We start from the raw sequence: 12057 nt of genomic DNA on the forward strand, positions 1-12057 counted from the left end.
CTGCGGCTTCGTTTTCGGACGTCGCCTGGCCCTCAGGCTGCTATTTCCCTGGAGGTGATCGAATAGGCGAAGGTCTGCGGATTGAGGCAGTCCAGCTCGCCGCGCGAGGTAACTGCTGCAGGATACATCAGGAACCCCTGTCGCAGCTCTCCTCCGGGCAGAACGAGATCTCGCGCCGTGTTGTAGCCCACCCAGTTCATTTCCCAGTTGCCGTAAGCTTTTTCGCGGAAAGCGCGGACGGCGGGATTATCGAGCGGCAGGTTTTCTTCGAGCACAACCTTGCGGACATCAGCCGGATCGACCGGAACCCAGCCATGAGCGTCGAGATAGACTTCGGCGCGACAGTGCTGCGCTTTGGTGATGTCGCCGGAACGGCCGAGGCTCTTGAAATCGGCGGAATCGGCCACTCGGATGCCGAAGACGTCGCGGGCAGGCAGGCCGGCGGCTCGGGCGAGCGACACGAACAAGCTTGATATGTCTGCGCACTTGCCGCCGAAATAGCCGCTTTCCAGCATGTCCCTGGCGTTGCCGACGCCGCAGCCGTCGATGTTCGCATCGCGGAACGTATTGTCGATCACCCAATCGTAGATCGCCCGAGCGCGATCTTCGGCTCGATCCCGGCCTTCGACAATGCGCATGGCGGTTGTCTTGACGATGCCGTCTACGGGCATGCTGGGAGTGCCGCGCAACTCATGCTGCAGTTCCGCCTCCGTTGCGGCGATCTTGCTTGCCACGCGGCGATCGCGCGTGGCCACGTGTTGAGTAACCTCGATGGCGCGCCGTGGCTCGTCTTGCCACATGACGCGCAGAATGTCGGCGCCGGAGGAGGGGTCTTTCTCCATACGGATGTCGGTGCTGTTCGATACCCAGCGCGGAGCGTCCGCTTTCTGATAGTCACCGGCAGACCGGACTACCGGCAGCCAGAGCTGCGCCGGGCCTTCAGCCGGCTGAAGGTCGATTTTGGTGATAATCTCGAAACGACGCCAGCGGGAACCATTTCCGGCCTCCTCGGCACGGGCTCGCGTGCCGCCTCTTGAAACCCAGGCAGTCGCGATTGCTGCTGTCGCAGCATTCGTCAGAAATCGGCGGCGGTTCAGCATGGCCTCAGCTCCCGTCTGATAGCGGCGTGAAATGCGCTCGCCGACAAAATTACTACCATGCTCGACGCTTGGAAACAGAATTAACGATCGCCACGGCGGTAACCTCAGCAGTCGGTCGGTGTCTGGGCTCCCGGTGCCTGGGTTTTCGGTGGCGGAGTTTCGGCTGCCGCGGCGAGATCGATGCCGCGCGCCGTCGGCGGCTGCCAGGTTGTCGAGCTCGCAGTCCCCCCTTGGGGATTGGTGCCGATATGCGCGCCGCCCGTTCCTCCGGTCCAGCCGGTCGACCCGCTGTTGCCGGGCGCGGTGCCGTCAGCGCTGGCGCGGTCGGGGGGCGTTGCCGGCTCCGCCTTGCCGGCAGCCGCGGCGCAATCGGCTTTCTCATTCGCGTTCTGTGCCGATGCTGGGTTGGGGGCGAGGGCGATCAGCAGGCAGAAAGCGGCCAGAACACGTGCGGAAGGCCGGGTCGGTGCGAGGTTGCTCATGGCGATCTCCTTTTCATCGCCACCAACGATGTTCGGGAACGCTTGTTCCCCGAGCAATCGATATCAGGAAATCACGTTGATCTGAGCCGCGCCTGCTTCCGCGGTTCCGACAATGCCCGCAAGCGGGTAACCCGCGAGGCGGATACTCTCGACCAATGCGCCAGCCTTTTCCGGCGCACATGCGACCAGCAGACCGCCCGAGGTCTGCGGGTCGGCAAGCAGCAGTCGCTGCCAGTCCGGGAGGTCGTCGGGAAGCACGACGTCGGCGCCGTAGCTTGCCCAGTTGCGCCCCGACGCACCCGTGATGAAACCCTGTTCGGCAAGCATGTAAGCTTGTGACAAGAAGGGAATCGCGGGAAGGCTCAGGGTGAGGGAAAGCTGAGACGCACGGGCCATCTCAAGTCCGTGTCCGAGGACTCCGAAACCGGTGACATCGGTCATCGCATGGACATCGGGATCGGCGGCGAGGTCCGCGCCGATGCGGTTGAGCAGCGTCGTGGAGCCGATCATTTCCTCGTAACAGCCGGCCGGCAGCGCGTTCTTCTTAATTGCTGCCGAATAGATGCCGACGCCAATCCCCTTGGTCAGGATGAGCGCGTCTCCGGCTTTTACGCCGCCATTGCGGCGAACCTCGCTCGGGTGACAGAGGCCGATGACGGCGAGGCCGTAAATCGGCTCGACGGAATCGATGGAATGGCCGCCGGCGACGGGAATGCCCGCCTCGGCGCAGATCGAAGCGCCGCCCTCGAGAATCTTCGCGATCGTTGTCGAATCGAGCTTGTTGATCGGCATTCCGACGATCGCCAATGCCAGGATCGGCTTTCCACCCATGGCATAAACATCGGAAATAGCATTGGTCGCGGCGATCCGCCCGAAGTCTCGCGGATCGTCGACGATCGGCATGAAGAAATCGGTGGTGGCAATCACGCAGGTGTTGTCGTCCACCTGCCATACGGCGGCATCATCGGCCATGTCGTTGCCGACGAGGAGCTGGGCAAAAGGTCGGGCAGCCGGTTGAGTGGCAAGAAGCTGCTGTAGAACGGAGGGCGCGAGTTTGCAGCCGCAACCGCCACCGTGAGCGAGGTCCGTGAGACGGGGAGCAAGAGTGTTCATCAATCCTCCAGCAGCGTGGTTGAGCTAGCCGCGACTTGTTCACTCACCTGATCGACGCGAGTAACACGGCCGCCGCAGTCAGTCCTGGGATCATGGTCGACGTGACCTTGCGGATGCTGAGGATAGCGCGAGGGACCAGCAGGCCGCCAGCGGTAACCATTGCTTCCGCGTATGATCCGAAGGAGTCTAATAGCTGCGGCGCAGCACGTCCATGGCGCTTCGACTCCGCAAGCGGGCCGCCGACCGGCAACTGGTCCGTGTTGTGTTTACTCCTGCGGACCTGCCGGCTTCGGTAACGGCGAAGAGTGCCGAGGCCGAGGCTGCGGCACGGCGCGAAAGCGCAGAGGATGAACTACCCAGTCAGACGGCAACGGCAGCGGCACGACGCAATCAGTGAGCAGCGTCTGATCTCCGTTGGTGACCTCGAAGACGATCCCGGGCCGCTCCATGCTCTTGCAGTCTGACCAGCGCTCAAAATCGATCCATTCGCTCATGGTTTTTCCACCCCCTCAAAGCAGGAAATCGCTTCCGGAAAGAGCCGAAAGATTCATCACCTTGATCTGGAAATCTGCAAGGCCGTCGCCATTGACGTCACCCGACACTATCCCACTCCTGAAGTTAAGTTCACCTGCTTTGCCGTGGAACGCATTGCTGCCGATAAATAGAAATGCCTGGTCTCCGACGGCATTGCTGTTCGCGTCGATTGAACGCAAATCCATCCGATCGACGCCGGAGGCGAAATCATCGATCACGTCCCTGAAGGCCGGCGCCGATTGCGCCGTCGTCTCGAAGACAAAAGTGTCCGCGCCGCCGCCGCCAATCAGCCGATCGGCGCCGCTACCGCCGATCAGGGTGTCGTTGCCGTCACGCCCATTCAGCATGTCGTTACCTGCAAGGCCGTTCAGGAGGTTTGCGCGATTGTCTCCGCGCAGGGTGTCGTTGAAGGCTGAACCGTAGAGCCGCTCGATTGATACATATGTATCGCCAGCCGCTTCCCCCGTGTTGGAGCCGGGCGAGTAAAGATCGGCAACGATGCCGGCCGTGGCATTGGCATAATTGGCCAGATCCGTGCCATTGCCGCCGTCGAGCCGGTCGGCGCCCGCACCGCCAGCAAGATTGTCGTTCCCATCGCCGCCGATCAGCCTGTCATTGCCGCCGTTACCCCAAAGAGCATTTGCAGCGGCATTGCCGGTGATCGCGTCGTTGCCTGCGCCACCCTTCGCGTTCTCGATGAGCGAGCGCGTGTCGCCCTGATACTGCAGGGCGTTGGCGATATTGCCGATCGCCACCTTCGAACCGTCGTAGTGCAGCTTCGCCAATTGCGCGGCCGAGGTGGTCGTCCATTCGCCCGGGCGGAGATCGACCTTCAGTGCAGTCGCGTAGTTGGAAAAATCGTAGGTGTCCGTTCCGCCGCCGTCCCATACCGTAAGCAGGATCTTGTTGCCGCCAGGGGCACCCTGACCGATACCATTGGTGAACATCTCGCCTGACGTCGGGCTCCAGCGATATGTCGTGTTTCCGCTGTGGGTGGTGAAATCCGCGCCGTACATATGCTGCAAGGCAGCGATATCGTACATCATCAGCGATTGCGCATATCCCCAGGTCTCGTTGGTATAGCCGGTCGTGGTCGAGGCACCGACATAGGAACGGTAACTCATGACCGTGTATTCCATCGAGTCGCGGTTCACGGGCATGACGTTACCCTCATGGGCGTGTTCCAGTCCAAGCGCGTGGCCGGTCTCGTGAAGGAATGTCACATAGGCGTAGTTTCCCTTGACCGGGCGGCTGTAGTGGCCGGATGATTTGTTGAACCACGCGTCGCCGCCTTCCCCCGCGGTCGAGGGGAAATAGGCCCAGGCGGTGCTCGGGGCGTCGGACGAGGCGAGTCGGAGATCGGCGTGCTTGGTCGCACTCTCCGTGATCTCGGTGAATGAGACGTTGGCGACGGAGGAAAACTGATCGAGGGCTGCTCGCGTGGCGGCCTGCTGTGCGGCGTTCAAGACCGCAAAGCCCTTCAGCGGCTCGCTATTGCCGTAACCGGCGCCGTAAAATGAAGCGCTGGTCGGGAAACTGAACGTGAAATCCTTGATCGCCCATTTCCACTCGCCGAGGAGCCCGTCGATATAGGCGTTACCAGTCGTTGCATATGTCGTCGTTGCAGGCATCGTTTTCCCAGGCCATCGGGGTTGAAGTCCGGTCAGTACCCCGCGTCCGATGCGCCGAGGTCTGATCCGCAGGTGCGCTTATAGCTCGTCTCGGTTAACACCTTAATTCGGCCTGATGGTCGGGGGGCTCAGACCAGGTGGCCTAGACCTGTAGGTTGCTCACGCCAGCGAGGTGAGGGGGCATATCGAGCGGCGTGTACCATGCGTCGGCTAGTTGGGAGCCGCCGTGCGTGGCATAGCCTCGCCGAGGAGAAGATGCGTCCGGCCGGCGTGACAGCTACGCCAACCCGTGGCATAGGGGTGCCCGCAACCAGATAGGCCGTCTTCCGCATGATCCGCATCGAAAACATCAGCAAGTCCAACAGTCACCGCATACTCTATATCGAAGCCTCGGCAGCGTTGAACCGCGGCGAAAAGATCGGGCTCGTCGGGCCGAACGGAGCGGGAAAGACGACCCTCTTCCGGATGATTACCGGTCAGGAACTGCCCGACGAGGGACAGGTCTCGGTCGAGAAGGGCATGACGATCGGCTATTTCGATCAGGATGTCGGCGAGATGGCCGGTCGGTCGGCCGTCGCCGAGGTGATGGAAGGGGCAGGCCCGGTCAGCGCCGTGGCGGCGGAGCTGCGCGAGCTCGAGACGGCCATGTCGGATCCGGATCGCATGGATGAAATGGATGCGATCGTCGAACGCTACGGCGAGGTGCAGGCGCGATACGAAGAGCTCGATGGCTATGCGCTCGAGGGACGTGCCCGCGAGGTGCTCGCCGGCCTCAGCTTCAGCCAGGAGATGATGGACGGCGACGTCGCCAAGCTGTCGGGCGGCTGGAAGATGCGCGTGGCGCTCGCCCGCATCCTTCTGATGCGCCCGGACGTCATGCTGCTCGACGAACCGAGCAACCATCTCGATCTCGAAAGCCTGATTTGGCTGGAGGACTTCCTGAAAGGCTATGACGGCGCTCTGCTGATGACGTCGCACGACCGCGAGTTCATGAACCGGATCGTCACCAAGATCATCGAGATCGACGGCGGCGCGCTGACGACCTATTCCGGCGATTATGGCTTCTATGAAGAGCAGCGTGCGCTGAACGAAAGACAACAGCAAGCTCAGTTCGAGCGCCAGCAGGCGATGCTCGCCAAGGAGATCAAGTTCATTGAACGTTTCAAGGCCCGTGCCTCTCACGCCTCGCAGGTTCAGAGCCGGGTGAAGAAGCTCGAAAAGATTGACCGCGTCGAGCCGCCGCGCCGTCGCCAGACCGTCGCCTTCGAGTTCTTGCCGGCTCCGCGCTCCGGCGAAGACGTCGTCAACCTCAAGAGCGTCCACAAGACCTATGGCAGCCGAACGATATATGACGGCCTCGATTTCATGGTACGCCGGCGCGAACGCTGGTGCATCATGGGCATCAACGGTGCCGGCAAATCGACATTGCTGAAGCTGGTCACCGGCACGACCAACCCGGACAAGGGCAGCGTCTCACTCGGCGCCAGCGTCAAGCTTGGTTATTTCGCCCAGCATTCCATGGATCTGCTCGATGGCGAGAGCACCATTCTGCAATGGCTGGAGGACCGCTTCCCCAAGGCCGGACAGGCGCCGCTTAGAGCGCTGGCCGGCTGCTTCGGCTTTTCCGGCGATGACGTCGAGAAGCGATGCCGGGTGCTCTCCGGCGGTGAGAAGGCGCGGCTGGTGATGGCCGCAATGCTGTTCGACCCGCCGAACTTCCTCGTCCTCGACGAGCCGACCAACCATCTCGACCTCGATACGAAGGAAATGCTGATCAAGGCGCTTTCGGCCTATCAGGGCACGATGCTGTTCGTTTCGCACGATCGCCGTTTCCTGTCGGCACTTTCCAATCGCGTTTTGGAGCTTACGCCCGAGGGGATCAATCAATACGGCGGTGGTTACAGCGAATATGTGGAGCGCACCGGGCAAGAGGCGCCGGGCCTGCGCGGGTGAGGGGCTGCGCCTCCACGGCCTGCGTCTCCGGTTGACACGTGGCGTATACCGCCACGTGAAAGCGGACCGATCTGAGGCTTGATTATACGCGGCGCCCATTCTTGAAAATCCGCCTTCAGCGCATCGGCAACGTCATTCCAGCTCTCGACAGTCATGTCCTGCCACGCAGCGTGGCGAGCAACTCTATTTCAGAGTCATGAAACTCGGCAATTGCGCCGCCAAGGCATCGACGGCAACGCGAACTTTGCGCGGCAGGTGCGGCGTCTGCAGCCACACTGCATGGCACTCATAAAGAAACGGCGGATGCTCCGGCAGAAGCCGAACGAGCGTGCCCGTCTCGATCCGCCCCCGCACCAGCCAGTAGGGAAGCCATGCAAGCCCCATTCCCCGTATGGCGGCGTCAGCGATCGCATCGAGGTCGTCGAGGCGGAACCGGTGGAACGGCATCACCCCCACCGGGGATTGCCCCTGTCTCGGAAACAGCCAGTGCGGGACGGGCCCGGATCGGCGATAGACGACTGCCGAGTGCTGCGCCAGGTCCTCCGGCGTTTCGGGGTGGCCATTGGATTCCAGGTAGGAGGGTGAGGCGCATACGATCATCGGCTGGCGTGCGACACGACGGCCAATCAATCCGGCCCTGTCCCCCAAGGGCCCCGTGCGTATGGAGAGATCAAAGCCGTCTTCGGCAAGGTCGATGATGCGGTCGTTGAACGAGAGGTCAAGTTCTAGCGCCGGGTATTTTCGGGCGAGTTCCAGCAGCACGGGGGTGACGCAGTGCCGACCGAGATGGACCGGCATCGTCACACGCAATTTGCCGCGGGGTTCGGAACGCTGATCGGACGCAAGCGCATCCGCTGCTTGCGCTTCCGCGAGCACTACCCGGCAGCGTTCGTAATAGACATGACCGAACTCCGTCAGGCTGTGTCGCCGAGTGGTGCGGTTGATAAGCTGCACGCCGAGCCGATCCTCCAAGGATCGAACATGCTTGCCGACCATCGGCCCGGATAGTCCAAGGGCTTCCGCTGCGGCGGCGAACGAGCCGAGATCGACCGCTTTGACGAATACAGCCATGCTGGTCAGGCGATCCATATTAAAAACTCTCCGTTTCTACTGTGCTGCCTTTCTCTCCATTTATCGGCTGAACCACTGCTGTCATAGCTCATTCAATACATTTGTTTCGGAGTCTTGCCATGACGCGCGTCGTTCGCTTTTACGAGTTGGGTGGTCCGGAGGTGCTGCGGATCGAAGATGTGCACGTGCCGGAGCCCGGGCCCCATGAGGTTCGCATTCGCGTCAAGGCGCTGGGCCTGAACCGGGCGGAGGCTTTGCTGCGCGCGGGCGCCTATATCGAGACGGCGACATTTCCTTCCGGCCTTGGCCTTGAGGCAGCAGGCTTTGTGGAAACGGTCGGCCCGGGCGTTCAAGGGTTCGCTCCCGGCGATCCGGTCAGCCTGTTGCCGCCGAAATCGATGACCCGGTGGCCCGCATATGGGGAACTTGCGATATTTCCTGCCGCACTCCTCGTCAGACATCCGCCGTCGCTGAGCTTTGAAGAGGCGGCCGCTGTGTGGATGCAGTATCTCACCGCTTACGGCGGCCTGGTCGATATCGGAGGGCTTCGCAGGGGAGATTTCGTCGCTATCACCGCGGCGTCGAGCAGTGTCGGGCTTGCCGCAATCCAGATCGCCAACATGGTTGGAGCCATGCCAATAGCCGTGACCCGGACCTCCGCCAAGCGGCAACTTTTGCTCGAGGCCGGCGCGGCGCATGTCATCGCCTCTATGGAGGAGGATTTGGAAGCGCAGCTGAAGCGAGTTTCCGCGCAGCAGGGAATTCGCGTCGTGTTCGATCCCGTAGGGGGCCCGATCTTCGAGCCATTGGCGGCCGCGATGGCATCGGGCGGCATACTTGTCGAGTATGGCGGGCTGAGCCCGGAGAAGACTCCGTTCCCGCTGTTTGCCGTGCTAAGCAAATCACTGACGCTACGTGGTTACCTGGTCCACGAACTCCTCACAGATCCGGAGCGACTGGAGCCCGCCAAGGCATTCATCCTGGAGGGTCTGGTGTCGGGTCCTCTGAGACCCATCATTGCCAGGACGTTCCCATTCGACCAGATCGTTGAGGCGCACCGTTTTCTGGAGTCCAACGAACAGTTCGGCAAAATCGTCGTATCCGTTTGACGGGAAACGCGACTTCCGGCCCCCGCGCAAGCAAGCGGTCAATCATAGCTTCAAGCGAAACGCATCGCCGATCTTTCGCGCGCTCTTGCCGCTACTTCCTCACGATTGCGTGGAGGCTGCGAAGTCTCCAGCGCGTCCAGAAGTTCGCGGGCGCATGCCGCGATCGAATCGACCGCGCGCTCGAACGCAGCCTCATTGCGTTTGGACGGTTTGGTCGTTCCGCTCAGCTTGCGCACGAACTGCAGCGCCGCGTCACGGACTTCCTCGTCCGTCGCCGGCGGGTCGAAATTGAACAGGGGTTTTATGTTTCGGCACATGATTTGCTCCCGGTCATGTCTCTCCCTGTCACCCAGGGGAGGCTGCACAGTTGAAGGTAGTCACGTGAGCGCTATTTGCAACCGGTCAGGCCGGCCATGGCGATAAGCCGCGCCCGGACCCGAGCTACGACAGCGAGATACATGCTTGCCCGTGACCGTTGATCAACTGGAGCTTAGAACGTAGCGGCGATTGCCGGCAAGCGCGGGTCGTGCGTTCATCGAATACAGTGCGGTGAATTTCTTGATGTCGCCCGGGTCCACCTCGACCGCTTCCATCGCCACCATCCAGTCGACGATCTCACTGCACGGAGGAGTGGTCAGCGATCCCTCATACGTCCAATAGCTAAGCGAGGATGGCAGGAGGCCTTTCGGGTCAATGGTGATGAGCGGCGATTCTTCGCCGGGGTTCCGCGGGAACTTCGCTGCCAGGCTTGCGAAGGTCGAGTTGGCCGCACCGGGTACAAGGAAGACGCCCAGCACGCCGAGGGTGCCGGTCTCGTCATTCTTGTGGACGAAATGCGCTTCCATCGGGAAGCTCTTGCCCTCGACAAAATGCTCGCTCGGCGAATGGAAGTGATACTGCACCAGATCATAGGATTTGTCGCCGCGCCGGAGCGTGCCGCCTGCAGCATTCACCTGGATCGTATGGCCATTGTTGAGAATCGTGCCTCCACTCTTCCAGTCCGCCGTGAGCTCCGGAATATCGGCCTTGACCGCGCCGCGGATGTCAATCGGCGATTGCTGCGAGCCGGCCGAACAGGCACTGTTCTCCGTGGCTAAAGAGCCCCAATGCTCAGGGCCCTCTTCGCCCTCATAGCGCCAGTGCACCCCCTCTGCGGCGTAGGCCGTTTTGACGCAGAGCGGGCAGGCGGCAAGCAAGGCCAAGCCCCTGAGGAAATCACGCCTCTCCATTCATATACCTTTCGAATGATCACGAGCAGATGCACTCGCAGGAACTGGATGTGCCCCATTAGCTGTCCAACAACTGTCAGGGTGACGAGATTTTGGATAGCGATGCGTGAAATGACCTTGTTTTTCGAAGGCTATGTATCACGGCGTTTCCGGGAAGCGGCATTGCTGCCTGAAGGGTCTCTAAGATTCGTTATCTTGCGCAGGACGCAACTAACTCGAGATTTGAGCGGGGCCCACCTGCAAAGGCTAGACGTCAACCCGGAGGTGAACCGACGGCGAGAAGATCGGCTACAAGCAACGGCCAGCCCCGTCACAAAGCGGGATGAAGCCTTCAGTGTCTAGCGCCAACCGTTCACCCAAGTGCGTGTATTTTGCTCGTTTCACCTGCGCCGTGACCCCTTCGAGAAGCGGAGCAGAAATCAACACACCTATAGCGATTGGTTTGCGGAAGAGCATTCGTCATGGCACCAATCTCAGCCATGGCGGCCAAGTTTCCTGCTGACGATGAAGGATCCTCGGAGCCAGTCACCTGGATCGTTCAATCTAAGAAAGATCGAAGCTGCCTTGCGTCCGGGAGGCTGCCGACTCAGTAGCCGACGACACGATCGTTTTTGGGGTCTGCCCATCGCGTGTTCGGGACGACGGAAAACCAGCCGGGGCGGGAGGGATCCCGGTCGTAGGGATAGCCGCCGAGCGTCTTATGGAGGTCGGCGTACTGCCCGAGCTTGTCGCGATCGAGCTCCACCCCGAGACCCGGCGCCGTCGGCACCTCGATGGTGCCGTTCTGGTAGCGCATCGGGCCGCCGACGATGATATCGTCCGTGAGCTGGTGATAATGCGCATCCGCGTGGAAGACGAGGTTCGGGAGAACCGCGCCGAGGTGCAGCATGGTGGCGAGCTGGATGCCGAGTTCGCCCGACGAATGTACCGCAATGCCGAGCTGGAAGGTCTCGCAGACGCCCGCCGCCTTCACGCAGGGGCGGATGCCGCCCCAGAAGGTGGTGTCGAGCAGGATCACGTCCACGGCGGGATTGAGGATATTGGTGGCGAGCTGCTCGAAATTCACCACGACGGTATTGGTGGCGAGCGGCATGGTCGTGTTCTCGCGCACCCGCCGCATGCCGTTCAACCCCCAGGTGGGGTCCTCGTAATAATCGTTGTTGAGATCCTCGATGCCCTTGGCGAAGCGGATCGCCTCCTCGACGCTGAACGCCGCGTTCGGGTCGTAGCGGACGCTGTCGGGGCCGAGGGCCTTCGCCCATGCGCGAAAGACCTCCAGCTCGTAATCTGGCGGGAAAACGCCGCTCTTCAGCTTGTGCGAGGTGAATCCGCACTTCTTTTTCAGCGCCAGTGTCTGCTCGATGAGCTGATCGGCCGTGCGCGTTTCGCCCTCGCCAGTGTCCTTGTTGGGAAGGCGGAAAAACATGTAGCTGGCAAAAGGCACCGCATCGCGCATCTTGCCGCCGAGGAGATCGCAGACGGGCACGTCGAGAAATTTCCCCATGATGTCGAGACAGGCGAATTCGATGGCGGCATGCATCTGGGTGCGGTTGTTGTAGAGGCTGGCGGTCGGGTTGCAGATCATGAAGCGGAGATTTTCCAGCTCGAAGGGATCGTGGCCGACGAGATAGGGCTTCAACGCCCGGAACGCCGCCTCGGCGCTTTCTCCGCCTCCGCCCATTTCGCCGAGGCCGACGATGCCGACATCGGTTTCCACCTCGATGATGGTACGGACGAACCGCCCCCAATGTGCGCCGTTGGAATGACGCAACGGCGCTTCCAGCGGAACGGTGACGGTGGTCGCGCGAATGTCGGAGATCTTGGGTCGCTTCATG

Annotated in this window: 11 protein-coding genes; 2 read left to right on the forward strand and 9 right to left on the reverse strand. The window is 61.5% G+C overall.

Going from position 1 to position 12057, the window contains the following annotated elements:
* Positions 1 to 32 precede the first annotated feature (32 nt).
* From PZL22_RS28250 to PZL22_RS28270, 5 genes are all read right to left on the reverse strand, one after another.
* Positions 33 to 1100 (reverse strand): transglutaminase-like domain-containing protein, encoded by a 1068-nt coding sequence (locus PZL22_RS28250; protein WP_013845157.1) that lies wholly within the window; start codon positions 1098 to 1100, stop codon positions 33 to 35.
* A gap of 104 nt (positions 1101 to 1204) precedes the next feature.
* Complete coding sequence (locus PZL22_RS28255; protein ID WP_013845156.1) at positions 1205 to 1582, reverse strand: hypothetical protein; 378 nt, start codon at positions 1580 to 1582, stop codon at positions 1205 to 1207.
* A gap of 63 nt (positions 1583 to 1645) precedes the next feature.
* Entirely contained in the window at positions 1646 to 2695 is a 1050-nt protein-coding gene (gene selD / locus PZL22_RS28260; protein ID WP_003525386.1) for a selenide, water dikinase SelD, read from the reverse strand.
* A gap of 266 nt (positions 2696 to 2961) precedes the next feature.
* Positions 2962 to 3189 (reverse strand): hypothetical protein, encoded by a 228-nt coding sequence (locus tag PZL22_RS28265; RefSeq protein WP_013845155.1) that lies wholly within the window; start codon positions 3187 to 3189, stop codon positions 2962 to 2964.
* A 15-nt stretch (positions 3190 to 3204) separates the two neighbouring features.
* Positions 3205 to 4860, reverse strand: coding sequence for a M10 family metallopeptidase (locus PZL22_RS28270; protein ID WP_013845154.1), 1656 nt, complete (start codon positions 4858 to 4860; stop codon positions 3205 to 3207).
* Positions 4861 to 5190: 330 nt separating this feature from the next.
* Between PZL22_RS28270 and abc-f the strand changes: the two genes are divergently transcribed.
* Positions 5191 to 6813 (forward strand): ribosomal protection-like ABC-F family protein, encoded by a 1623-nt coding sequence (gene abc-f / locus PZL22_RS28275; RefSeq protein ID WP_003525382.1) that lies wholly within the window; start codon positions 5191 to 5193, stop codon positions 6811 to 6813.
* Between the two features lie 183 nt (positions 6814 to 6996).
* Here the strand turns inward: abc-f and PZL22_RS28280 are convergent, their stop codons facing one another.
* Positions 6997 to 7902 carry a LysR family transcriptional regulator gene (locus tag PZL22_RS28280; RefSeq protein WP_003525380.1) on the reverse strand — a complete coding sequence of 302 codons (906 nt, stop codon included), beginning with the start codon at positions 7900 to 7902 and terminating at the stop codon, positions 6997 to 6999.
* A gap of 101 nt (positions 7903 to 8003) precedes the next feature.
* On the opposite strand from PZL22_RS28280, the gene PZL22_RS28285 reads away from it, so the two are divergent.
* On the forward strand, positions 8004 to 8993 hold the full coding sequence (locus PZL22_RS28285) for a zinc-dependent alcohol dehydrogenase family protein (protein ID WP_003525379.1): 990 nt from the start codon (positions 8004 to 8006) through the stop codon (positions 8991 to 8993).
* 50 nt (positions 8994 to 9043) lie between these two features.
* Here PZL22_RS28285 and PZL22_RS28290 read toward each other — a convergent pair whose 3' ends face one another.
* The 3 genes from PZL22_RS28290 to PZL22_RS28300 all read right to left on the reverse strand — a co-directional run bounded on the left by PZL22_RS28290 (position 9044) and on the right by PZL22_RS28300 (position 12056).
* On the reverse strand, positions 9044 to 9310 hold the full coding sequence (locus PZL22_RS28290) for a DUF2277 domain-containing protein (RefSeq protein WP_003525378.1): 267 nt from the start codon (positions 9308 to 9310) through the stop codon (positions 9044 to 9046).
* A gap of 162 nt (positions 9311 to 9472) precedes the next feature.
* Positions 9473 to 10222 carry a carbonic anhydrase gene (locus PZL22_RS28295; protein ID WP_014990362.1) on the reverse strand — a complete coding sequence of 250 codons (750 nt, stop codon included), beginning with the start codon at positions 10220 to 10222 and terminating at the stop codon, positions 9473 to 9475.
* Between the two features lie 586 nt (positions 10223 to 10808).
* Positions 10809 to 12056 (reverse strand): enolase C-terminal domain-like protein, encoded by a 1248-nt coding sequence (locus tag PZL22_RS28300; RefSeq protein WP_003525374.1) that lies wholly within the window; start codon positions 12054 to 12056, stop codon positions 10809 to 10811.
* Between the last annotated feature and the right edge of the window lies 1 nt (position 12057).

The sequence above is a fragment of the Ensifer meliloti genome (genome assembly GCF_030064585.1).
Classification (GTDB): Bacteria; Pseudomonadota; Alphaproteobacteria; order Rhizobiales; family Rhizobiaceae; genus Sinorhizobium; species Sinorhizobium meliloti.